Below are 23,447 nucleotides of genomic sequence, written 5' to 3' on the forward strand. Positions count from 1 at the left end.
GGGATCCGTGAGGATCGGGGGCATGGGCTTCGTCCTGCCGGTCCTCTTCGCGCTGTTCGCGGCGCTCAGCAACGCGCTGGCGACCGTGCTCCAGCGACGGGCCGCGCTCACCGTGCCGCAGAGCGAGGGCTTCCGGTTCGGGCTCGTCCTCGACCTGCTGCGGCGGCCGCTGTGGATCGCCGGGATCCTGGCCGTGATCGCGGCGGGGGTCGGGCAGGCCGTCGCCCTCGCCACGGGCGCGCTGGCCCTGGTACAGCCGCTGTTCGTGCTGGAGCTGCCGCTCGCGCTGCTGATCGCCTCGCTGATGACGCGGACCCGGCTGCCGGGGGCGCTGTGGCTCGCCGTCACGGGCGTGGTCGCCGGGCTCGGGATCGTGCTGGTGGCCGCCTCGCCCCAGGGCAACCGTACGGACGTACCGCTCGACCGGTGGGTGCTGGCCCTGGCCGCGTGCGCGGCTGCGGTGGCCCTGCCGGCCGTGGCCGGCCTGCGCCGGCCGCCCGGGCGGATGCGGGCCGGATGCCTGGGCGCGGCCACCGCCGTGTGCTACGCCCTCACCGCCGCCCTGATGAAGTCCGCGATGCACGTCCTCGACGGGGGCGGGATCGTCGCGTTCCTGACCACCTGGGAGACGTACGCCTTCGCCGTGAGCGGCCTCTGCGCGCTGCTGCTGCTCGAACACGCCATGCAGGGCGGCCCGCTGGTCGCCTCGCAGCCCGCGCTGACCCTCGGGGACGCGAGCGTGAGCGTGGCGCTGGGCGTGCTGCTGTACGAGGAGCACCTGCGGGCCCACTGGTGGCTGCTGCCGCAGCTGCTGGGCCTGGCCCTGATCTGCACCGGGGTGCTCGCCCTGGCCCGGGCCGCCGTGCCGGACGCGGCCGGGTAGCCTGCGGGCCGTCGAGCGGAGGGACTTCCAGGCGGGGGCGGACACCGCGGCGGCCGTGCGGGAGGCGACCGGCGGGGGCGCGCACGTGTCGCTGGACGCCCTGGGACCGCCGGCCATGGCCGCTGCCGCGGTGCGCGGGCTGCGCCGCCGGGGGCGGCGGGCGGGACGGCGGCGCACGCCTACCCGCAGATGATGGGCACGGCTCCCGGGCGCGGGGTCGCGGACATCCTGCCGCGGGCGGGCCGGGCGGGCCGGGCGGTCTGAGCGGCTACCCCCGGCTGCCCGCTTCGACCAGCCCGGTCTCGTAGGCGGCGATCACCGCCTGGGCGCGGTCGCGGACCTGGAGCTTGCCGAAGACGCTGGTGATGTGGTTCTTCACGGTGGACACGCTGATGTCCATGGCCTGGGCGATCTCCGCGTTGTCGAGCCCCGTGGCCATCAGCCGCCACACCTCCTGCTCGCGCGGCGTGAGGTCGCCCAGGGCCGCCGCGGGCGGCTGCGGACGGCTCGGGGCCAGGACGTAGGCGGAGATCAGCCGGGTCAGCAGCCGGGGCGCGACCGCCGCCTCACCGGTGTGCACCACCCGTACCGCCGCGACCAGTTCCTCCGGTGAGATGTCCTTGGGCAGGAAGCCGTAGGCCCCGGCGCGCAGCGCGGCCACCACGTACTCGTCCATGTCGAAGGTGCTCAGCGCCAGTACCCGGCACTCGGGCAGGGTCCGCGCGAGCCGTTCGGTCGCGCCGACCCCGTCCAGCACCGGCATGCGGATGTCCATGACGACGACGTCGGGCCGCAGCCGGTGCGCGAGGGCGAGGGCCTCCTCGCCGTCGCCGGCCTCGCCCACCACCTCGAAGGCGGGGTCGGGCGCGAGGATCAGGGCCAGGCCGCGCCGCACCAGCGGCTGGTCGTCCGCGATCAGCACCCTGATCGCCTCCGTCGTCCCTCCGCTCATCGCAGCGCTCCTTCCTCGGCCTTCAGCGGCAGCCGGGCCGCCACCCGGAACCCGCCCCCTTCGAGCGGTCCGGCCTCCAGCGTGCCGCCGTGCAGGGCGACCCGTTCCCGCATGCCCACCAGACCGTAGCCCGACCCGGCCGGCGCGGCCGCCGCTCCGGCGCCGTCGTCCGACACCTCCACGGCCAGTCCGTGGGGCCCGTACGTCAGCCGTACGCGAGCCCGCGCCTGGCCCGCGTACTTGCGGGCGTTCGTCAGCGCCTCCTGCACGATGCGGAACACGGTCAGGCCCACGCTCGGCGGCAGCGGGCGCTCCTCGCCCCGCACGTCCAGTTCGACGGGCAGCCCGGCCCGGCAGGTCTCGCCGACGATCCCCGCCAGGTCCCCGACGCCGGGCTGCGGGGCGGTCGGCGCCTCCTCGGGCTCGTCGCCCGCCCGCAGCACGTCCAGCAGCTGGCGCATCTCGCGCAACGCCATCCGCCCGGAGCCCTCCAGGGTGACCAGCGCCTCCCGGGCCACCTCCGGGTCAGCGGCCAGGTTGGCCCGGGCGCCCCCGGCCATCAGCTGCATGGTGGTGATGTGGTGGGCCACGATGTCGTGCAGCTCCCGGGCGATGCGGCGCCGTTCGGCGGCCACGGCGCGGTCGGCGAGCAGGCGGCGGTTGGCCTCGTTCTCGCGGTGCCAGCGGTTCATCGCGGCCGCGGTGACCAGGACGAGCAGCACGTTGGCCACGCTGCCGACCACGTCCGTGGTACCCGGCCGCGAGGGCTGTCCCACCAGCGGCATCACCGCGCAGACGAACGCCGCCCCCGCCACCACGGCCGCGCCGCGCGAGCGTGCGACCGTGTAGAGCGCGACCACGGTCGTGGCCGTGAAGTGCTGCCCCACCGGCACGCTCAGGTTCAGGGCCAGGTCGAACACCAGGACGGCCGCGAGCGTGGCCAGCGGGGCGCGGCGCCGGGCCAGCAACGGCAGTGCGGCCACCAGCAGCAGCACGCAGCCGGCCGGCGGGACGTACCCGCGCTCGACCTGGCTGCCGAACGAGAAGCTGAGCAGGTCCACGACGGCCGCCCCGACGGTGACCAGCGCGTCGTTCCGCGTCCACGGCAGGGCGTCGCCGCCGGGACGGGGTCCCTCGGCACGGGGTCCCTCGGCACGGGGTCCCTCGGCACGGGCGCCCTCCCGTGCGGCAGGCCTCTTCGGCATGGTGTCGTCCTCCCCCGCGGGCGCCCCCGCCGACTGCCGGTGCGCACGACCGGCTGTCGTCTCCTGATCCATTCTGGCACCCGTCCGCGACCCCGCCCCGGTCCCCGGGGCCGATCCCGGACCAGGACCAGGGTCCTGGTCCGCGCCGGTGCCCGGCCCCCGCTCCCGGGTGCGGTCTCGTCCCGCGCCCGGACGATTCGCCCGCTGCCGGCTGATGAGCTGGACACCAGCCGGGAGAACCCGGCGAACCACCCACCGCCAAAGGACAAGAACGTGATCCGCGCCCTGACCGGGTTCTCCACCCGCAGCCCGTGGAAGGTCATCGCCGTCTGGGCGGTGCTGGGCATCTTCCTGACCGTGCTCAGCCAGCCGCTCGTCTACCGGGTGACCGAGACCCAGAGCGGCGCCTTCCTGCCGGCGCGGTACGACTCGGCCGCCGCGCTGAAGGTCGCCGAGGAGAAGTTCGGGGTGAAGCCCGACGGCAACGCGGTGACCCTGCTCGTCGCCCGCGCCGACGGCGGGCCCCTCACCGAGGCCGACGAGCGGCGCGTCGGCGCCGTGGCCGAGGAACTGGGCAGCCGACGCGTCGACATGCCCCCGCCGACGCAGGAGGAGCCGCCCGCCTTCCTGAACGAGGACCACTCCCAGACCCCCGCGGTCGGCCCGGCGATGACCGCCCCGGACCGTAGCTTCGAGCTCCTCACCGTCCGGCTGGCCGGCAACTCCCTGGACCCCGGCCTCCAGCGCGTCTACCGCGTTTTCCACGACCGGGCCGAGGAGGCCTTCGAGGAGGCCGGGATGCGCACCGGCTTCACCGGCGGCCTGGCCGACGTCACCGACACCGCCGACGCCGAGAAGACCACCCAGACCGTCGTCGGCATCGTCATGGTCGGCCTGATCGTGCTGATCAACATCCTGGTGTTCCGCAGCGTCCTGGCCGCCTTCGTGCCGCTGCTCGCGGTGGTGGTCGTCGGCGGCGCGGCGGCGGGCACGGTGATCGGCGGCGCCGTGCTCACCGGCATCAAGCTGGACCCCTCCACCCCGAGCATGATCAGCGTCGTGCTGATCGGCATCGGCGTCGACTACTTCCTCTTCCTCCTCTTCCGCTTCCGCGAACAGCTGCGCTCCCGCCCGGAGCAGCCCGCCCGGGAGGCGGCCGCGGAGGTCAGCGCCCGGGTCGGCACGGCGATCACCTCGGCCGCCCTGACGATCGTGGCCGCCTTCGCCACCCTCGCCGTCGCGACCTTCGGACAGTTCCGCGTCCTCGGCCCCGCCATCGCCATATCGGTCCTGGTCATGCTGCTGGCCAGCCTCACCCTGATGCCCGCGCTGCTCGCGGCCGCCGGCCGCCGGATGTTCTGGCCCTCGCGCGCCCTGAAGCGGCAGCCCGCGGAGGGGGCGGCCTCCCGCTTCGGCGCCCTGGTCGCCCGCCGTCCGCTGCGCCTCGTCCTCGCGTCCGTCGCCCTGCTGGGCGCCCTCGCGGCCGGACTGGCGGGCATCCGGATGGACTTCGGCCAGGGCGGCGGCAACCTGGAGACCCCGGCCGCGGCCACCGCCGCCGAGATCTCCCGCGCCCTGCCCGCCGGGGTGTCCGACCCGGCCACGGTCTACGTCACCGCGAAGGACGGCCGCGCCCTCGACCCCGCGGGGATCGAGGCCCTGCCCCGGGCGCTCGGCGCGGTCGACGGTGTCGGCAGGATCGGACCCACCACCCTCAACGAGGACCGCACGGCGGCCCGTTTCGACCTCTACCTCACCCCGGGCCCCCAGACCGAGCAGGCCCGCGACCTCGTCTCCGGACCCGTCCGCGCCACGATCGCCGGCGCCGCCCCCGCGGGGACCGAGGCCCATGTCGGCGGCACCGCCGCGATCTTCGCCGACATCTCCACCGCCGTCGACCACGACCTCAGGATCGTCTTCCCGGTCGCCGCGGTGCTGATCGCGCTCATCCTGCTCGTCCTGCTGCGCAGCCTGCTCGCCCCCGCGATCCTCATGATCGCGGTCGGCCTCGGCTTCGCCGCCACCCTCGGCGCCTCCGCCCTGTTCTTCCAGCACCTGCTCGACGAGCCCGGCGTCAACTTCGTGCTGCCGCTGGTGCTGTTCCTCTTCGTCGTCGCCCTCGGCACCGACTACAACATCCTGATCAGCGACCGCATACGCGAGGAGATGGAACGCCCCGGACCGGCCCGTGCGGCCGTCGCCCGGGCCGTACGGCACACCGCGCCCGCGATCGCCACTGCGGGCGTCGTCCTGGCGGCCTCCTTCGGCAGCCTCGCCGTCAACGTGAACCCCTCCACCCGGCAGATCGGTTTCGCGACGGCGCTCGGCATCATGCTCTCGGCGTTCGTCCTGTCCATCGTGCTGGTGCCGGCGCTCGCCGCGCTCCTCGGCCGCCGGACCTGGTGGCCGGTCCGCCCGGGCGGCGCCCGGGGCCGCCATCCGGGCCGGTCCCAGGCCTCGCACCCGGACCAGGACCGCGTCCCCGTCGGCTAGGCCGGGGCCGCCAGGCCCGTCACGTCCCGGACGTGGCGCAGGCTCGGTTCCAGCAGCACCGAGTGGAGCTGCTGGAACACCTGGCGTGCGGCGACCGCGTTCCAGTCCGCCGGGAGCAGCTCGCTCGGCAGGCCCGGGTCGAGGTAGGGCAGGCGGCGCCACTGGGTGAGCAGCGGCACGTAGTGGCGGAACGCCTGCGCGGGGTCCGGGTCGGGCCCGGCGGCCAGGTGGGCCGCCACGGGCGCGTAGGCGTCGGTGAAGGCCGCGTACTGGGTCTGGATCGCGGGGAAGTCCCACCACGAGCTGACCGTGTCGGGCAGGTCGCTGAAAGCGGCGTACTCGGCGGCGGCGAACAGGTGGACGTAGTCGCCTAGTCCGAGCCGCTCCAGCATGGCGCGCGCGTCGTCGAGCAGCCGGCCGGGCGCCAGCCAGACCCCGGGGGCGATGTTGCCGAAGCCGAGCCAGGTCAGCCGGGTGCGCAGCTGGTAGCGGTGGGAGCGCTCGGACTCCGGTACCGAGAAGACCGCCATGGCCCAGCCGTCGGCCAGGTCGGCGGGTTCGAGGCTGGCGAAGATCCGGCGGTCTCCCTCGTCGAAGACGGGGTGGGCTGCCGGGCTGAGGCGGTATCCGGTGGCGCCCCGGCGCTCCGGTTCGAGGACCCCGCGCTTCTTCAGGCGCGAGATCGCCGAGCGTACGGCCGGTCCGTCGACGTCGAGTTCCCCCATCAGCGTGATCAGGTCCGCGATGGAGATCCAGCCGCCGAGGCGGCGCAGGAACGCCCCGTAGACCGTGTTGATCAACGAGCTGGGCCGAAGGGGGCTGTCCGACATGATCGCCTTCCGTTGTACGCGGTCGCGATCATATCGAGCCCTCCCCCGGCCCCTTCGGGCTACCGGGGCGGCGGAGCCTGCGCGTAGGCGCCGGAGAGCAGGTGGCCGGCCCCCGGGGCGACGGCGTCGAGGTCCAGGGCGCGCAGCATCTGGTGGGCGGTGCAGACGGCCGCGGACACGACGGGCTTGCCCAGGAGCTGTTCGGCCTCCTCGATCGCGGTCAGGGACGGCATCTGCACGCAGGCGGACAGGACGACCGCGTCGGCCTCGGCGTACTCCAGCGCCCGGGCCAGGCCGGGCAGCCGGGCCGGGTCGTGGGCGGCGACGTCGAGGTTGTCCGGGATCTCCAGGGCCTGGTGGTCCAGGACCTCGATGCCCTCGTGGCCGAGGTAGTCGACGACGGTCCGGGTGAGCGGGCGCATGTACGGGGCGAGCAGCACGATCTTCTTCGCGCCGAGCGTGTGCAGCCCGTGGACCAGGGCCCCGGCGCTGGTGACCACGGGCGCCGGGCCGCCGTTCTCCGCGGTGCGCAGGTGCAGGCGTTCCCGCGCGGTGCGGTGGTAGCCGAGGCCCATGCTCATGATGGCGACGAGGCAGGCGTAGCCGAGGACGTCGACGCGGGCGTCGGAGAGTTCCACGGCGCAGCGGTCGGAGTCGGCGTCCATGGCCTTGAGCTGCTCCGGGGTCACATGGGTCATGCGCATGCGGCTGGAGTGGAAGGTGAAGCGCTCGTCGGGTAGGAGGCTCTGGCGGGCCCGCAGGATCGCCGGGATCTCGGTCTCCATGGTGACGTTGGAGCTCGGCACGATCTGGCCGATGCGGAAGGTGCGGTCGGGACGGTCGGGCACGGGGCTCCTCAGCGGGCGTCGACGACGGGGTTGGTCAGGGTGCCGATCAGCTCGACGGTGGCTTCCACGGTGTCCCCCGGGACGAGGAACTCCGGCGGGACCATGCCGGCGCCGACGCCGGAGGGCGATCCCGTCGCGATGACGTCGCCGGGCTCCAGGGTCATGCCGGAGCTGATGTCGGCGATGAGGCGGGCGATGGGGAAGAGCATGTGCCGGGTGTTCGACTTCTGCTTGGTGACGCCGTTGACGCGCAGCGAGAGGTCGAGGGCCATGGGGTCCGGGATCGCGTCCGCGGTGACGACCACCGGGCCGAAGGGGGCGTAGGAGTCCTGGCCCTTGGAGAAGAACCACTGGCCGGAGCGACGCTGGTCGCGGGCGCTGATGTCGTTGACGACGGCGTAGCCGAAGACGTGGTCGTACGCCTCCTCCTCGCCGATCCGGAAGGCGGTGCGGCCGATGACCACGGCCAGTTCGCACTCCCAGTCGAGCTGGGTGGTGAGGTCGGCGTTGTGCAGGATGGGCTGCCCCGGCCCGGTGACCGCGGTGGCGGGCTTGGAGAAGAGGACCGGGCGCGGGGGGCGTTCCTTGTCGGTGTCCAGGCTGCGGCTGGACTCCGCCACGTGTTCCACGTAGTTGAGGCCGACCCCGATGATCTTGCCGGGGCGGTGCGGGGCGCACAGGGTGACGTCGTCCAGGCGGTGCACGGCCCCGGCGGGCCGGCCGGCCGGGTCCGCGGCGAGCAGCCGCCCGGCGGTCTCCCGCGCGGCGGGGCCCGCCTGGATGAAGGAGAGCAGGTCGTGCGGGAGGCGGACGCCGGCCCGGTCGGCGAGGGCGGCCAGGTCGACGACGAGGCCGTCGGCCTCGGCGCCCAGGCGCTCCACGGAGTCGGCGGTGGTGAAGGTCAGCAGTCGCATGGGGGTTCCTCGGGGTTCAGGCGGTGACGGGCTGGTGGCCGCCGTGGTCGGGGTACGCCTCTTCCCGGTGGAAACCGAGCGAGCGCATGACGGGGAAGTCGTTGAAGGAGAACAGGCAGGCGTCCGCGGAGGGGTCCGGGTTGTGGTGCTCGTGCCAGGCCCAGGACGGGACGCAGAAGATGTCGCCGTCGGTCCACTCGAAGCGCCGTCCCGCGATCACCGAGAACCCCCGGCCCTTGGCGGCCGTGTACACCACCGATCCGGTGTGGCGGTGCGCGCGGGTGGCCTGGCCGGGGCGCAGCAGCTGCATGTGGGCACCCATGGTGGGCATGACCGGACCGCCGGTGAGCGGGTTGGTGTACTCGGCGATGACTCCGTCGTACGGGGAGCCCTCTTCGGCCTTGGCGAGGCCCAGCAGGGCCTCGTACGTCGGCTCCCACGGGAAGGCGAGCAGCGGCGAGTAGGGCCGGCTCCACTTCTGCGACCCGTACGGCAGCAGGTGCGCCGCGTACGTCAGGAGGGAGGAGTTGACGACCTTCCCGGGCTTCTGGTGGAGCTCGGGGTGCACCTCGTAGAAGCCGGCGTCCAGGGCGTTGACCAGCGGTATGTCGAGTCCGTCCTGCCAGATGACGGGGGCGTCGGCGGATTCGTTGCCGTGCTCGTGCCAGGTGCCGCCCGGGGTGATGGCGAAGTCGCGGGGGCCGACCTTCAGCTTCTGGCCGTCGACGATCGTCCAGGCGCCGGTGCCCTCGTGGACGAAGCGCAGGGCGGCGGCCTGGTGGCGGTGCGCGGTCATCGCCTCGCCGGGCCCCATGATCTGCAGGCCGGTGTAGAGGAGTCCGGCGGCGGCGCTGACGTCCCGGCGGCCGGGGTTGACGAGCATGACCACGCGGCGGCCCGCGTCGTCGGCCCGGACCAGGCCGAGCGCCTTGTGGACCAGGGGGCGCAGCTCGGCGTAGCGCCAGAGCACCGGAACGGACCTGGGCTGCGGGTACCAGGGCTCGATGTCGTTGGCGACGGTCCACAGCGCGCCGGCGTCGAGGGCGCCCAGTTCCTCGTAGTAGGCGGTGAGTTCGGGGGTGTCGGTCACCCGGGCGCGGCCGAGGGCGGTGTCGTCCTGCTCCGTGGTCATGCGTCCTCCTCGGAGGCGGTGGTCGGGGGGCACGGGGGTACGGTGAACGCCACCGGCAGGCGGGGGCGGTTGTCGACTTCGAGGCGGAAGACGTCGAAGCGGTTGTAGTGGCCGACGATGTCGTGCATCTGCTTGGGCTGGACGCAGCGGGCCAGGTCGATCTCGCCGTAGACGACGCCCTCGTCGTCGACGAGGGGCTCGCCGACCGGACGGCCGTCGGGGCCGAAGATGCCGGACAGGGCGCTGCGCGGACGGGTGAACCGCTTGCGCAGTTCCTCGTCGTCCCCGGCGAGGGCGTCGGCGATCTCGGGGGAGACGGTGGAGCAGGCGACGACGGAGAAGACCTTGCCCTCGAAGCTGTGGGCGGCGGTGCGGACGGCGATGGCGTCGGCCATGTCGTAGTCGGCCGGGGCCACGGGCAGGGCGATGTAGCAGGAGGCGTGCACGAGTTCGCCCTGCGCGAGGAGGGCGAACCGGGCCAGGGTGTTGGTGTTCTCGCCGCAGGCCAGCACGCCGAGCGGTCCGACGGGGGTGGTGTGGACCCGCAGCGAACTGCCGTCTCCGCCGGTCCAGGTGAGCTTCTCCGCCCAGGTGGGCACCAGTTTGCGGTGGACGCCGAGGATCTCACCGTCCGGGCCGATGGTGAGCAGGGTGTTGTGCAGGACGCCGAGGCTGTACGGGACCCGCTCGTTGACGCCGATGACGAGCGTGACGCCGTGCCGGCGGGCGGCGGCGCACAGGGCGTCGACGTGCGGGCCGGGGATGTCGACCGAGGCCGCCCGCAGCCGCTCGAACCAGGGTGAGCCCTGGACCGGGTTCATCGTCCAGTTCCAGTACGGATACCCGGGGACGAACACCTCGGGGAACACGACGAGTTCGGCGCCGTTGCCGGCGGCCTCGGCGATCAGGGCGACGGCCTTGTCGACGGTGGCGGCGGGATCGAGGTAGACGGGTGCGGCCTGGACGGCCGCGGCCGTGAAGCGGCGCAGGTTGTCCATGGAGGGACCTCCGCTATCGGGGGGCGGGAGCGGCGGCGGCGCGCGGCAGCCAGCGCCGGTGGACGGGTTCGGCGGGCGGCCTCAGCAGTTCCAGGCGGGGCGGCACCCGGTCGGTGCGGGCGGCCGGGGGCCGGCGGCGGCCCGCCGCCCAGGACGGCGCCCAGGGCGCGGCGGGCCCCTGGTAGCCCTGGGCGGCCGCGGCGTGCAGGGTCCACAGGGGGTCGTGGAGCTGGGCCCGGCCGACGCCGCAGAGGTCGGCCCGGCCGGCCAGGATGATCGAGTTCACGTCGTCGTAGGTGGAGATCGCGCCGACGGCGATGGTGGGGACCCCGGTGGCGTTGCGGATCAGGTCGGCGTACGGGGTCTGGTAGCTGCGGCCGTAGCGGGGCCTCTCGTGGGCGACGACCTCTCCGGTGGAGACGTCGATCGCGTCGGCGCCCGCTTCGGCTAGGGCGCGGGCGACGGCCACGGCGTCGGTCTCGGTGAGGCCGCCTTCGGCCCAGTCGGCGGCGGAGATCCGGACGAGCAGGGCCTTGCCGAAGGGCCACACCGCGCGTACGGCGCGCAGCACCTCGAGGGGCAGGCGCAGCCGGCCGGCCAGGTCTCCGCCGTAGGCGTCGGTACGCCGGTTGGTCAGCGGCGAGAGGAAGCCGGAGAGCAGGTGGCCGTGGCCGTACTGGAGTTCCAGCGCGTCGAAGCCGGCCCGGTCGGCGCGCCGGGCCGCTGCCGTGAAGTCCCGTACGAGCGTGTCCATGTCGGCCCGGTCGGCCTCCCGCGGAAGGCGGCTGAACTCGTCCCAGGCCAGGCTCGATGCGGCGACGGGCGGCCCGTCTCCGGTGGCGGCGCGGCGTCCGGCGTGCGTGAGCTGGATGCCGAGGAGGGTGTCGCACTGGCCGTGGACGAAGCCGGTGATGCGCCGCCAGGCCGCTTCCTGTTCGTCGTTCCACAGTCCGGGGCAGCCGGGGGCGGCCCGGCCGTCGGCGCTGACGGCGGTCATCCCGGCGAGGACCAGGCCGGATCCGCCGAGGGCCTGCGTGCTGAGGTGGACGAGGTCGAAGTCGCCCGGAACCCCCTCGCGGGCGGTGTCCAGGGCGGTGGGCGGTACGACGACCCGGTTGCGCAGCAGCAGGCCGCCGAGCCGGAAGGGCCGGAACATGGGCGGCACGGGCGAGGAGCCGCCCACCGCGTCGGTGAAGGCCTCGTCGCGCACGCGCAGGTTGTCGTAGGTGACGCGGCGGCTGCGGGTGAGGAGGTTGAAGGCGAACCGGTGCGGGTCCTGGCCGGTGTAGCGGTCGATGTGCTCGAACCACTCCAGGCTGGCCTGCGCGGCCCGCTGGGTGGACTCCACCACCGGCTTGCGCTCCTCCTCGTACGCGGCGAGCGCCCTTGGCACGTCGGGGTGTTCGTGCAGGCAGGCGGCCAGGGCCAGGGCGTCCTCCATGGCGAGCTTGGTGCCGGAGCCGATGGAGAAGTGCGCGGTGTGGGCGGCGTCGCCGAGCAGGACGATGTTGCCGCGGCGCCAGGTGCGGTTGCGCACGGTGGTGAACCGCAGCCACTTTGAGTTGTTGGGCAGCAGCCGGTGGCCGTCGAGGTGCGCCGCGAGGAGCTCCTCGCAGCGCCGGATGCTCTCGGTGTCGCTCGCGCCCGGCGGGAGCTCGCGGCCCTCGGACCGCGCGAAGCCCGCGCGGCGCCAGGCGTCCTCGGTCATCTCCACGATGAAGGTGGAGCGGGTGTCGTCGTACGGGTAGGCGTGCACCTGGAGCGTGCCGAAGTCCTGCTCGTCGACGATGAAGGTGAAGGCCTCGAAGACCTTGTCGGTGCCGAGCCACATGTAGCGGCCGGCGCGTTCGTCGAGGTCGGGGCCGAAGGTGTCGGCGAAGGCGGCGCGGGTGGCCGACCGCACGCCGTCGCAGGCCACCACCAGGTCGTGGGTGGCGGCGAGCTCGGCGGCCGGCGGGGCCTCGGTACGGTAGCGGACGTCGACCGCCAGGGCGGAGCAGCGCTCCTGGAGGATCCGCAGCAGGTGCCGCCGGCCGAGGGCGGCGAAGCCGTGGCCGCCCGAGGTGAGGGTGCGGCCCCGGTAGCGGATGTCGATGTCGCTCCAGCGGGCGAACCGCGCCGACATGGCCTCGAACGTCTCGCGGTCGGCCTGGGCGATGCCGTCGAGGGTCTCGTCGGAGAACACCACGCCGAAGCCGAAGGTGTCGTCGGGGGCGTTGCGCTCCCATACGGTGATCTCCCAGTGCGGGGAGAGCTGCTTGGCCAGGGCCGCGAAGTGCAGCCCGCCGGGTCCTCCTCCTATGACCGCCACGCGCACGGCGTGCCTCCCAGTGGTTCCGCAGCGATGAGGAGCTCGGCCCGTTGCGGGCCCGCGGTGGTGAGTACGGCCCGTACGTCCTCGGGCCAGGGGGTGGCCCCGGTGGCGCGGGCGGCCGAGTGGGCGACGACCATCCGTCCGGTGGCCGCCTCCTCCCCGTGCTCGCCGTGGACCGTGAAGGCGTAGTGCAGGGAGCGCTCGCCGACCTCGGTGACCCTGAGCTCGGTGCGCACGGCGTCGCCGAACCAGAGCCGGGCCCGGTAGTCGGCCTCGAAGTGGACCCGGGGCGTGCTGCCGAACAGGTGGGCCAGGCCCAGGCGGCGCAGCAGGACGGCCTCGGCCGCCTCGACCCAGCGCACGACGGTGGAGTGGTGGTAGTGGCCGGCGGCGTCGGTGTCGGGCCATTCGACGCGGCGCTCCACGACGACGCTCGGCAGCCGCGGGGGGCCGGGGGGCTCCGGCGGGCCGGCCGGCTCGGCGGGTTCGGCGGATTCGGTGCTGTCGAGGGCGGCGGCGGCCTGCCGGGCCGCCCGGTCGCGCAGTTCGGCGCGCTGGAGCTTGCCGGAGCCGGTGCGCGGGAGCTCCGTCACGAACTCCACGGCGCGCGGGTACTTGTAGGGGGCGATGGTCTGCTTGACGTGGTCCTGCAGTTCGCGGGCCGTGGCCGGGTGCGCCGGGACGTCCGCGCGCAGGACCACGTACGCCTTGACGATCATGCCGCGCCGTTCGTCGGGGGCGCCGACGACGCCGCACTCCTCGACGTACGGGTGGGCGGCGAGGGCCTTCTCGACCTCAGGGCCCGCGATGTTGTAGCCGGAGGAGACGATCATGTCGTCGCTGCGGGCCACGTACCAGAAGTAGCCCTCGGCGTCGCGGACGTAGGTGTCGCCGGTGATGTTCCAGCCGTTCCTGACGTACGAGGCCTGGCGCGGGTCCGCGAGGTAGCGGCATCCGGTGGGGCCCGTGACGGCGAGCAGGCCGGGCTGCCCGTCGGGCACGGGATCGCCCTGTTCGTCGACGACGGCGGCGCGGTAGCCGGGCACCGGGCGGCCGGTGGAGCCGGGCCGGATGTCCTCGTCGGCGGCCGAGATGAACACGTGCAGCATCTCGGTGGCACCGATGCCGTCGATGATCTTCAGCCCGGTCGCCTCGTGGAAGGCGTGCCACACCGAGGCGGGCAGCGGCTCCCCGGCGGACACGCAGCGGCGCAGTCCGGCGAGCCGGTCCGCCGCCCCGGCCGCCATGATCGCGCGGTAGGCCGTCGGGGCCGTGAACAGGACGGTCACCCCGTGGTCCGCGACGAGGTCCGCCAACTGCTGCGGGGCCGCCTGCTCGATCAGCAGGGTCGCGGCGCCGACGTACAGCGGGAAGACCACGAGCCCGCCGAGCCCGAAGGTGAAGGCGAGCGGCGGCGTTCCCGTGAACACGTCGTCCGGGCGGGGCTTGAGGATGTGCCGGGAGAAGGTGTCGGCATTGGCGAGCACATCGCGGTGGAAGTGGAGGGACGCTTTGGGGCGGCCGGTCGTGCCGGAGGTGAAGGCGATCAGCGCCACGTCGTCGGCGGCCGTGGCGACAGTGGCGAAGCGGCCGTCCTTGGCCGCGCACCGCGCGGTCAGGTCGCCCGGGCCGGCGCCGCCGTAGGGGATGACCGGCAGGCCGGGCAGGCCGGCCGCGTCGAGTTCCCCGGTGTGGCGGTGGTCGCAGATCGCGGCCGCCGGCCGGCTGATGTCGTGGAGCTCGGCGAGTTCGGCGGCGCGCAGCAGCGGCATGGTCGTGACGGCGACGCAGCCGGCCTTCAGGACCCCGAACCAGGCGGCCACGAGCCAGGGGTTGTTGGGACCGCGGAGCAGGACCCGGTTGCCGGGGCGCAGGCCCAGGTCCTCGGTGAGGACCTGGGCGACCTGGTCGGCCCGTAGTCGCAGTTCGCCGTAGGTCCACCGGTCGGTCGGGGTGAGCAGGGCGGGGCGGTCGGGGCCCAGGCGTTCGACGGCGTCGTCGAGCAGTCGCCGGGCGCAGTTGAGGCGGTCCGGGTAGTCCAACTCCGGTAGGTCGAAGTGGAGTTCGGGCCAGAGCGGGTAGGGCGGCAGCCGGTCTCGACAGAAGGAGTCGGCGTGCGCGGAAGGGGAGAGCTCCATGGGGCGGCACCTCGATCAGGGAGCAGCGGGGGAGACGGGAGCAAGGTATGTCGAATATTTAGCGCCCGTCAACATTTCGCGATATCGCTGCCGTCGCGGCCGACCCCTCCGCGATTCAGACCGACGGGATGCGCACGTGCACGGATTTGCCGGACTCATCGGCGACGAAGGCGAGTTCACCACCCATGTCGGCCACCAGCAGCTGGACCATCAGCAGCCCGCGCCCGCATTCGGCGTCCGGATCGCACGTCGCTCGCGGTGCGGGCAGCCGCGGGAGCGGGGCACCCTGGTCGGCCACCTCCAGCCGGAGCCACCCGCCGCCGGAGGCCACCGCCACCCGCATCCGACCGGCGCCCACGTGCCGCACGACGTTGGCGACGAGTTCGCTGACGGCCAGCAGCAGTGCGTCCGACGCGTCGAGGGGGACCCCCCACCCGTCGAGTACGGCCCGCACGCGGGCCCTGACCTGCGGAACGGCCACCGGGAGGGGGTCGGTGACCCAGTGGGTGAAGCTGCGGACCGCATGGCTGGTGGTGGTGAGCATGACGTGCTCCCGGAGGGGGAAGGCGCGGTATCCGCTGGGGTGGCTCGTGTAACCGATCGCGAAACAGGGCAGCCTCTGGGCTTGTGGTCAGCGGAAACGCATCGCTAAAGTCCTTGATTACACGTGTAACACGTTACGTCTCCCCGGTGGCCCGCGCAAGCATTTCGGACAAACGTCGCGAAGCCTGTGCCCCGCCCCGGCCGCCCCGCCTTGGAAGGGCCGCAATGACGCAATCTCCCCCGGCATCCCTCCCGTCCGGCTTCGACGCCGCCGACATGACCTGGCCTCCCCCGCCGTTCCGGCCCCCGGTGCCGGCCGTGACCGGCCCGGACGGCGTGCGCCGCTTCGACGGGGTCACGTACGCGACCACACCCGGCTACCGTCCCCGGCTGCTCGACGTGCAGGTGCCCGCAGGCGAAGGCCCCTTCCCGGCCGTCGTCTGGATCCACGGCGGCGGCTGGCTGGACGGCGACCGCCGCTATCCGCCGCCGACCGTCCCCGCCGCACTGCTGCACGGCGCGGTGCTCGCGGCCGGGCTGGCGCTGGTCTGCGTGGACTACCGGCACAGCCTCGAAGCCCCGTTCCCGGCCCAGCTGCACGACGTGAAGGCCGCGATCCGCTACGTCCGCGCCCACGCGGACGTCCTCGCCATCGACCCCGGGCGGATCGGCGTCTGGGGCGAGTCGGCCGGCGGCCACCTGGCCGCGCTCGCCGGCCTCGTCGGCTCCGGCACCGCGGGCGCCGCGACGCTCGAGGGCACGGAGGGCGTCGGCTCCGGGGAGACCGGAGTGCTGGCCGTCGTCGACTGGTACGGCTGCTCCGACCTGGTCGCCCTGGCCGCGCACCCCATGCCGCCGATGCCGTCCGAGGTCGCGTTCCCCGACCCGTACGAGGCCCTGCTCGGCGCCCCGGTGGCGCAGGACCCGGAGCCGGCGCGGGTCGCCAGCCCGGTGACGTACGCCGGGGGCCCACACCTGCCGCCGTTCCTGCTGGTGCACGGAACCCACGACGGTCTGGTCCCCTACAGCCAGAGCGAGGCGCTCGCGGAGGCCCTGGAGGGCGCCGGGGGCGAGGTCACCCTGCGGCCCGTCGAGGGCGCGGACCACATCTTCCTCGGCTCCCCGGACGTTCCCGGGATCGTCGCCGAGAGCGTGGCCTTCCTCGCCCGCCACCTCGCTCCCGCCGACGCGAGACACGGCCGTGACCAGTAGTCCCGCCACCGAATCCGCCGTCCGGCCCGAGAGCTCCGACAGCTCCGACGACCCGGCGGTCGGGGCTCCGCGCCACCGGGGCCCCCTCCTCCTGGGTCTGCTGCTACTGGGCGGCGCCGCGCTGGCGGCCCTCCTGGTCCGTTCCGACGTCGCCGATCCGCCCTTCCAGACGTTGGACGAGCGCTGGCTGGTCTGGATGGGCGGCCCGCACGAAGGGCTGTACGCGGCCGCGGCCTCGGCCTTGAACTGGTTCGGCGGCCCGTTCGGCGCGGTCGTGCCGCTCGGCCTGCTGGCCCTGCTGCTCCTGCGGGGGCGCCGGGTGTCGGCCGGCCTGCTGCTGCTCGCCTTCTTCGGCGGCAACATGCTCGTCGTGCAGGGACTCAAGCACCTCGTGGACCGGCCGCGTCCGGCGAATCCGCTGGTCCGCGTCGACCACGGCTCCTTCCCGTCCGGGCACGCCGCCACGGCGGCGCTCCTGGTGGTCGTGGTCGGGGCGCTGCTGGTCCCGGTGGCCCGGCGGCGGCTGTGGTGGGCGGCCGGGGCGGTCTTCACCCTGGCCATGATGTGGAGCCGAACCTGGCTGCACGCGCACTGGCTCAGCGACACCGTGGCCGGGGCGGCGGCGGGCGCGGGGGCAGGGCTGCTGGTGTGGTGGCTGCTGATGCCGGCACTGGCCCGGGAGCGTGCCCGCCTCGGGGCCCGCCGGGGGCGCTCGGCGGATCGGGTCGGCTGAGCACCGGTCCGCGGACGCCGGTGGCCGGGCCGTCGGGGCGCGAACGCACCGCGCCCCGACGGCCCCGCGGTGTCATGCCCGCGGCATCAAGCCCGCGGCGTCATGTCCGCGGCATCAGGCCCGCGACTTGAGCGCCTTCGTCAGGAGCCCGCCCGCCACGATCAGGGCCGCGCCGAGCCACCACACGCTGTCGTCGAAGACGAGGACGGCGATCCCGATCGGCACCAGCAGCCCGGCCAGCGGTAGCAGCAGCCCCGCCGTGCGGGGCGGTTCGGGGCCCTGCCCGGCCGCTTCCCGGGTGGCGCGGGCCCGGACGACCTCCGGGTACCAGGCCGTGAACCGCAGGGCCGCGACGATCGCCAGGATCTGGATGATCCAACCGGTCCAGATGTTGTTCGGATTGCGCAGGACCAGGTCGCCGTAGGCTCCAGCGAGGGCTGCCACCAGGAAGGCGAGGCCCCACACGGCGGTGATCACGTAGTTGGTGCGGAGGAACGCCGGGGTGTGCCAGAGCGCCGGGTCGACCTGTTCGCGGGCGTACTGGAGGGTGAAGGGCAGGCCCACGGCCAGGGAGCCGAAGGCGATCACGACGAGGGTGACGTTCGCGACCTCGCCGGCGTACGTCTCCAGCCAGCGCAGCGTTCCCTGGCTCGCCGTGGCCCCGACGACGGCCAGCGCGGCGAAGAACACCACGTCGGCCAGTTCCAGCAGCTTCCAGGTGCTGCCCCGGTTGACCACGCGGCTCAGCGCGATCAGCGTGACGGCCGTCGCCAGCGCGATCCCGACCGCGATCTCGAACCGTCCCGGTCCCACCAGCAGGGAGAAGACGATCCACGGTGCCATGCCGACGACCGGGTTCTCCAGGAATCCGGACACCGTTCGGGCACCCGTGCCGTTCGCCTCGGTACGCACGCTTCCATCGTCCGTGCCCTGCGGCGGACCGGCCATTCCAAGCGGCTGCGCGGCCGCCGCCCGCCCCGGGGGCGGCGTCAGGACGTCTCGCGGTGGACGAGGACCGCCTCGACCGGCGCCACCTCCGGGGCCGTGCCGGTTTCGATCAGCTCGTGCACGGTGTCCGCGATCCGGGCGGCCGACGGCAGGTCGAGGCGCACCGTGGTGAGCGCGGGCTGCTGGAGCGCGGACAGGACCAGGTCGTCGCAGCCGACCATGGCGACCTCGTCGGGTACCGAGACTCCCTCCGCCCGGAGCGCGTGCAGGAGCAGGGCCCCGTACTCGTCGTTGTACGCGAAGACGGCGTCCAGGCCCAGGCTCCGCCACCGCCGGGCCAGCGCGGTCGCGGATTCCCGGCTGTAGGCCAGCTCCAGGGGCGTGACCGTGGCCATGTGGCGGGCGGCCACCGACTCGGCGCCCGCGAGGCGCGGCTCGGCGAGCGTGCCCAGGCCGCGCTCCAGGGGCATGACGACGCCGATCCGGCTCCGGCCGCGGCCGATGAGGTGCCCGGCCGCGGTGGCGCCGATCCGGGCGTGGTCGAAGCCGACGGTGTGCACGCCCTCGACGGGCTGGGCGGCGAAGGCGAGCAGGCCGCGCACCCCGGCCCGGCGCAGCAGCTCGGCCGCCCGGCCGCCGAAGCGGTCGCCGTCCATGGCGACGACGGCCGCGGGGCGCATCTCGGCCCAGGCCCGGGCGGCGTCGAGGGGGTCGGCGAAGCGGCCGGCGTGGAGCACGGCCGTGTAGCCGTGCCGGTCGAGCTCGCTGTGCAGGTCGTCCACCCAGTCGCTGACGAGACGGCCTATCGCGGAGATCGACGCGGGCATCAGTACGAGGTTGCTGCGGCCGGCCCGCAGGGACCGGGCGGCGGCGTGCGGGACGTAGCCGAGCTGCCGGGCCGCGTCGCGCACCCGGACGCGGGTGGTCTCGCTGACGCGGTGGCCCGGGGTGTCGTTCAGCACGAAGGAGACGGTGGCGCGTGACACCCCGGCGAGCCGGGCCACGTCGGCACTGGTGATGGATGCGGGGACGCTCGTCTGCTTGGCCATGACGCCCCTCGGAGCTCCTTCTGCCGGACTGTGGTGCCTCCTTTTAGGTTACACGAGTCAGATGAAGGAGCCGGGAGTCGCCGGCGAGGTCGTCGAGGGCGCCGGTGACCGAGTCGAAGCGCATCGTGGCGCGGGTTCCGGGGTCGTACGGGTCCCAGCGCGGCAGGCCGCCATGGTTCGGGTCGCCGGTGCGGACGAATCCGATCCAGGCCCGGTGCATCGCGTGCGCGAGGCCGTCGCGGACGGCGGGGGCGAGCCCGGCGAGGAACGGAGCGTGCGACCACTGGTCGAAGTTGTCGAAGACGAAGGGGAGTTCGAGACAGTGCGCGGCCCCGAGCCGGCCCTCGTACGCGGGGGTGGGCAGGTCGAACTGGTAGGCGCGGACGGGCCGGCCGAGCGCGGCCCTGGCCTCGGCCAGCCGCACGGCCGGGGCCCGGAAGAGCTCGTCCGTGATCAGGTCCATGAGCACGTCGTGCGGGCGGGCGCCGGGGCGGCTCCGCGCGTACGCCGCGTACACCGCGGGGGCGCGGGCGCCGCCGAAGGTCTCCGCGATGCGCTCGATGACCTGCTCCCGGGTGGCGGCGGCGTAGCCCGCGTCGAGCGCGAAGCCGAAGGCGGCCTCCTCCCGCGTCCAGCCGATCATGACGTCGATCCCGGCCGCCGCCCCGCTCAGCAGGGCCTCGGCGGGATGCCGCGGCAGGGTGGGGCCGTCGATCACGGGCAGGAAGGGGGTCGGCCAGTACCCCCACCGCGCGGTCCGCGCGAACAGTCCGAGGCCGGCTCCGATCAGCGCGGGCCAGGGCAGGGTGCGCAGTTCCGCCTCGTTCTCGACCCCGGCGAGCTCGAGGAAGGCGGCGGTGCGTTCCAGGGCGGCGTCCGGGCCGGGAAGGTCCAGGCCGAAGGGCGGGCTCTGCAGGATCACCCGCTTGATCAGGCCCTGCGCCTGCGGATGTCCGGCGAGCGCGGCGGTGGACACCGCGCCGCCCGACTGCCCGGCGACCGTGATGCAGTCCGGATCGCCGCCGAGGGAGGCGATGTTCTCCCGGACCCAGCAGAGCGCGGCCAGCTGGTCGGTGAGCCAGTGATTGCTGCCCTCGCCGGGGCCCAGACAGAGGTAACCGAGCGGTCCTAGGCGGTAGTTGATGCTCACGACCACGAGATCGCCGTCGCGTGCGAAGGTCGCGCCGCAATACCCGGGCAGCGACCCGGAGCCGGACACGAAGCCGCCGCCGTGGATCCAGAGCAGTACCGGACGGCGGGCTCCGTCGGCGGCGGGGGTCCAGACGTCGAGGGTCAGGCAGTCCTCGTCGAAGGGGGGCGCACCGTGACCGCCGAGCACCGGGTCGCCGCCCTCCTGGTACGGCTGCGGAGCGCTCGGGCCGTCGGCGGTGGCGTCCCGGATCCCGCTCCAGCCCGTGTGCGGGCGGGCGGGCCTCCAGCGCAGGTCGCCGACCGGCGGTTCGGCGTACGGCACGCCGCGAAGGACGAGGAGCCCGCCTTCGGCCGCGCCGCGCAGCCGCCCTGCGGGCAGGTCCACGACCAACTGGTCATCGCTTGGGGAGTGAGCCATGAGCCGGTCCTTCCTGGCCGCGCGCCTGGTGCGCGCCGACACCACGAGACTATTGCGTAAAATTCTCGACCGTCAACGCTTCGCGATATCTGGCAGGGTCCGCAGTCCGCCGCCCCACCCGGTTCCGGGCTCACAGCCACAGGCTGTCCGCGGCCATGTGCTCCGCCTCCGCGCGCAGCAGGGGGGCGAAGACGCGCCACAGCACCAGGCAGGCTCCGGCGCCGAGCAGGGCGCCGGCGAAGGTGTCGCTGAGCCACTGGGCATGCAGCCAGGTCCGGCTCCCCATCATGGCGAGGACGTACCCGGCACCGGCCGCCCACCACCAGCGCCGCGCACGGGGCGGGAACACCACCAGCCCCGTCACGATCACCAGGGTCACGGCACTGAACACCTGGCCGGAGGGGTACGCGCCCTCGTTGACCAGGACCCACGGGTGCGGCGGGCGCGGACGGTCGGCCAGCTGCTTGAGCGGCAGGACCACCACCACGTTGGCGGCGACGGCCGCGGCCAGGACGAAGAGCGCCGAGCGCCAGCGCCCGTACACGCACAGGACGCCGATCAGCGCCAGCGGCAGGACCGTCCCGAGCGGGCCGCCGAGCCGGTCGAGAACGAGGGCGAAACCGCCGTCCGCGTCGGCGGACGAGCTGTTCACCAAGGCCTCCCACCAGTCGTCGAGCCCCTGGAAGAAGGGCCGTTCGACCGCGCGGAGCAGCAGGGCGACGAGGAAGGGCACGACCAGGAGGGTGATTCCCCACGGGAGTGCCTGGCGGGGCGGGGCGGCCGGCAGATGGTGCGGCGGCACGCGGGAGGACGAGGGCGGCATGGCGGGCCTTTCACGATCGTCCCGGAGGGCGGGCACGGGAGGGCCAACGGCGAGAAGGAGCGGAGGGGGCGAACGGCGGGGTCCCGCGCACGCCGTGGAGCGAGAAAGCGAGCCGGACACGGGCGCGGGCGGGGCGAACCCGGGCCGAGCGTGGACCCGGCCCGGGCCGGAGCCCCGGCCGGGCGGAGGATCGCCGCGCTGCGGCACGGAGTATGGCCGAGACCCGGCCCCCGCACAAGCGCGGTAACACGTCATGGCACCAAGGGATATCCGGGCGGTCACGATCTGCATCAGGTCCCCGCGCGACCCCTGGCGGCGGCTGGAAATGGGTGCTACACAGTCTCCAGCGCGACAGGTGACACGTGTAACAAACATCTGGTCGACCGCGCTTGTCCGCCGCATCTCCGGCGTCCCCGGCCGCTGCCGCGTGCCCGCCACCCCTCCCCGCGTACGCGGCGCCCCGCTCGTCCGCCACCTCCCCGCTCCGTCCCCCGAGGAGTCGTCATGGCCCTGCCCGACGTCGTCGATCCCGTCCCCGCCGCCCCCGAACCACCCCGCCAGCGCGGGCTGCTGCCCCTGCTGCTGTTCGCGAACTCCGCCATGATGGCGGTCTACATGGGTGTGGGCTCGGTCCTGCTGCCCCTCCAGGTCGCCGCGATCGATCCCGTCAACAAGGTCGCGGTCCTGGGCCTGATCGGCGGAGTCAGCTCGATCTTCGCCACCGCGTTCAACCCGATCGCGGGCGCCCTCTCCGACCGCAGCGGGCGCCGCGGCCCCTGGATCCTGGGCGGCGCCCTAGCCTCGCTCGCCGCGCTGGCCTTCCTCGGCAGCGTGAGCACCGCGCTCCTGGTCGGCACCGCCTGGTGCCTGGTGCAGGCGACCATGAACGTCTTTCAGGCCGCGGTCACCGCGATCGTGCCCGACCGGATCCCGGCAGCCCGCCGCGGCACCGCGTCCGCGCTGGTGGGACTCGGTCTGCCCATCGGCGGCACCGCCGGCGTCCTCATCGCCTCCCAGACCGCGGACCACCTGCGCACCGGCTATCTGCTCTTCGGCGCACTGGTCGCCGTGGCGGCGCTGCTGCTCACCACCCTCTGCCGGGACGTCCCGCGCTCCGCGGCCGCCGTCGAGGCGGCGGCCGCCGCGGCCGCCCGCCCCAAGGGCGCCCGGCTCGCGGCCTTCCTCTCCTCGCTGTCCCACCACGACTTCCGGTGGGCCTTCATCGGCCGGGCCCTGATGGTCCTCGGCTACTTCTCGGTCGTCGGCTACCAGCTCTACATCCTGGACGACCACATCGCACTGCCCGCCGGCCTGTCCGCGCCCGCCGCGATGGCCGTCCTCACCCCGGTGTCGATGGTCGCGATGGCGCTGTCGACCGTGCTCGGCGGCCTGCTGTCCGACCGGTGGAACCGCCGCAAGGTGTTCGTGGGCGTCTCGGCCGCACTCGCCGGACTGGTCATGGCGGTGCCCGTCGTGAGCCCGACCTGGACCGGCATGCTCGTCTTCAGCGCGCTCAACGGCCTCGCCTTCGGCTGCTTCATGGCCGTCGACACCGCGCTGGTCACCCTGGTCCTCCCCCGGGCCGAGGACGCCGCCCGCGACATGGGCGTCCTCAACATCGCCAACGCCGGGCCGCAGATCATCGCCCCGTTCGTCGCCTCGGCGATCGTCACCGGACTGGGCGGCTACACCCCGCTCTTCCTGGCCGGCGGGGCCCTGTCGCTGATCGGCGCGCTGGCCATCCTCCCGATCCGCGGCGTGCGCTGACGCCCGTCCCCCGCCCCGGACCGCCCACCGGGCCCCCGTACTTCGGGACTTCGCGTCCCCGGCCCCGATCCATCCGCACCACGCCGCACCACCCA

At 74.1% G+C, this 23,447-nt stretch carries 19 protein-coding genes and 2 pseudogenes; 6 read left to right on the forward strand and 15 right to left on the reverse strand.

The features are described from left to right. Positions 1 to 22 precede the first annotated feature (22 nt). A complete protein-coding gene (locus tag BGK67_RS05220; protein ID WP_069918792.1) occupies positions 23 to 883 on the forward strand; it encodes a DMT family transporter in 861 nt (286 codons plus the stop codon). A gap of 7 nt (positions 884 to 890) precedes the next feature. Continuing rightward, positions 891 to 1,040: pseudogene (locus tag BGK67_RS39870) on the forward strand (alcohol dehydrogenase); the annotation flags it as partial. A gap of 111 nt (positions 1,041 to 1,151) precedes the next feature. Here BGK67_RS39870 and BGK67_RS05225 read toward each other — a convergent pair. Next, positions 1,152 to 1,835 carry a response regulator gene (locus BGK67_RS05225; RefSeq protein ID WP_069918793.1) on the reverse strand — a complete coding sequence of 228 codons (684 nt, stop codon included), beginning with the start codon at positions 1,833 to 1,835 and terminating at the stop codon, positions 1,152 to 1,154. Continuing rightward, entirely contained in the window at positions 1,832 to 3,040 is a 1,209-nt protein-coding gene (locus tag BGK67_RS05230) for a sensor histidine kinase (protein WP_079154028.1), read from the reverse strand. The genes BGK67_RS05225 and BGK67_RS05230 overlap by 4 nt, the downstream gene beginning before the upstream one ends. A gap of 273 nt (positions 3,041 to 3,313) precedes the next feature. Between BGK67_RS05230 and BGK67_RS05235 the strand changes: the two genes are divergently transcribed. Next, entirely contained in the window at positions 3,314 to 5,533 is a 2,220-nt protein-coding gene (locus BGK67_RS05235; RefSeq protein ID WP_069918794.1) for an MMPL family transporter, read from the forward strand. On the opposite strand, the gene BGK67_RS05240 is transcribed toward BGK67_RS05235, so the two are convergent. The 9 genes and pseudogenes from BGK67_RS05240 to BGK67_RS05275 form a co-directional block, all read right to left on the reverse strand. Continuing rightward, a complete protein-coding gene (locus tag BGK67_RS05240) occupies positions 5,530 to 6,363 on the reverse strand; it encodes a PaaX family transcriptional regulator (protein ID WP_069918795.1) in 834 nt (277 codons plus the stop codon). The two genes, BGK67_RS05235 and BGK67_RS05240, sit on opposite strands and share 4 nt — an antisense overlap. Before the next feature lie 59 nt (positions 6,364 to 6,422). Then, positions 6,423 to 7,148, reverse strand: coding sequence for a maleate cis-trans isomerase family protein (locus BGK67_RS05245; protein WP_069923644.1), 726 nt, complete (start codon positions 7,146 to 7,148; stop codon positions 6,423 to 6,425). A gap of 71 nt (positions 7,149 to 7,219) precedes the next feature. Then, the gene (locus BGK67_RS05250) at positions 7,220 to 8,125 is read right to left on the reverse strand and encodes a fumarylacetoacetate hydrolase family protein (RefSeq protein ID WP_069918796.1); all 906 of its coding nucleotides are present in this window, start codon (positions 8,123 to 8,125) and stop codon (positions 7,220 to 7,222) included. Between the two features lie 16 nt (positions 8,126 to 8,141). Beyond that, entirely contained in the window at positions 8,142 to 9,257 is a 1,116-nt protein-coding gene (locus BGK67_RS05255) for a cupin domain-containing protein (protein ID WP_069918797.1), read from the reverse strand. Then, entirely contained in the window at positions 9,254 to 10,255 is a 1,002-nt protein-coding gene (locus tag BGK67_RS05260) for a carbon-nitrogen hydrolase family protein (protein ID WP_069918798.1), read from the reverse strand. Before BGK67_RS05260 ends, BGK67_RS05255 begins: the two co-directional genes overlap by 4 nt. A gap of 13 nt (positions 10,256 to 10,268) precedes the next feature. Further along, entirely contained in the window at positions 10,269 to 12,572 is a 2,304-nt protein-coding gene (locus BGK67_RS05265) for an oxidoreductase (RefSeq protein ID WP_069918799.1), read from the reverse strand. Next, positions 12,554 to 12,994 (reverse strand): acyl-CoA thioesterase, encoded by a 441-nt coding sequence (locus tag BGK67_RS39875; RefSeq protein WP_244291426.1) that lies wholly within the window; start codon positions 12,992 to 12,994, stop codon positions 12,554 to 12,556. Before BGK67_RS39875 ends, BGK67_RS05265 begins: the two co-directional genes overlap by 19 nt. 102 nt (positions 12,995 to 13,096) lie before the next feature. Further along, a pseudogene (locus BGK67_RS05270) lies at positions 13,097 to 14,707 on the reverse strand (AMP-binding protein); the annotation flags it as partial. A 115-nt stretch (positions 14,708 to 14,822) separates the two neighbouring features. Beyond that, entirely contained in the window at positions 14,823 to 15,251 is a 429-nt protein-coding gene (locus tag BGK67_RS05275) for an ATP-binding protein (protein ID WP_079154030.1), read from the reverse strand. Positions 15,252 to 15,475: 224 nt separating this feature from the next. Between BGK67_RS05275 and BGK67_RS05280 the strand changes: the two genes are divergently transcribed. Together BGK67_RS05280 and BGK67_RS05285 are read left to right on the forward strand one after the other, a co-directional pair. Next, positions 15,476 to 16,462 carry an alpha/beta hydrolase gene (locus BGK67_RS05280; protein WP_069918800.1) on the forward strand — a complete coding sequence of 329 codons (987 nt, stop codon included), beginning with the start codon at positions 15,476 to 15,478 and terminating at the stop codon, positions 16,460 to 16,462. Beyond that, positions 16,452 to 17,195 carry a phosphatase PAP2 family protein gene (locus tag BGK67_RS05285; RefSeq protein ID WP_069918801.1) on the forward strand — a complete coding sequence of 248 codons (744 nt, stop codon included), beginning with the start codon at positions 16,452 to 16,454 and terminating at the stop codon, positions 17,193 to 17,195. The genes BGK67_RS05280 and BGK67_RS05285 overlap by 11 nt, the downstream gene beginning before the upstream one ends. 114 nt (positions 17,196 to 17,309) lie before the next feature. Here the strand turns inward: BGK67_RS05285 and BGK67_RS05290 are convergent, their stop codons facing one another. From BGK67_RS05290 to BGK67_RS38265, 4 genes are all read right to left on the reverse strand, one after another. Further along, entirely contained in the window at positions 17,310 to 18,107 is a 798-nt protein-coding gene (locus BGK67_RS05290) for a hypothetical protein (RefSeq protein ID WP_244291153.1), read from the reverse strand. A 77-nt stretch (positions 18,108 to 18,184) separates the two neighbouring features. Next, a complete protein-coding gene (locus BGK67_RS05295) occupies positions 18,185 to 19,192 on the reverse strand; it encodes a LacI family DNA-binding transcriptional regulator (RefSeq protein ID WP_069918803.1) in 1,008 nt (335 codons plus the stop codon). Positions 19,193 to 19,235: 43 nt separating this feature from the next. After that, a complete protein-coding gene (locus BGK67_RS05300) occupies positions 19,236 to 20,762 on the reverse strand; it encodes a carboxylesterase/lipase family protein (protein WP_069918804.1) in 1,527 nt (508 codons plus the stop codon). 130 nt (positions 20,763 to 20,892) lie between these two features. Further along, the gene (locus tag BGK67_RS38265; RefSeq protein WP_069918805.1) at positions 20,893 to 21,585 is read right to left on the reverse strand and encodes a phosphatase PAP2 family protein; all 693 of its coding nucleotides are present in this window, start codon (positions 21,583 to 21,585) and stop codon (positions 20,893 to 20,895) included. Between the two features lie 504 nt (positions 21,586 to 22,089). Between BGK67_RS38265 and BGK67_RS05310 the strand changes: the two genes are divergently transcribed. Then, a complete protein-coding gene (locus BGK67_RS05310; protein WP_069918806.1) occupies positions 22,090 to 23,352 on the forward strand; it encodes an MFS transporter in 1,263 nt (420 codons plus the stop codon). Positions 23,353 to 23,447: the final 95 nt, after the last annotated feature.

Source organism: Streptomyces subrutilus (genome assembly GCF_001746425.1).
GTDB lineage: Bacteria > Actinomycetota > Actinomycetes > Streptomycetales > Streptomycetaceae > Streptomyces > Streptomyces subrutilus_A.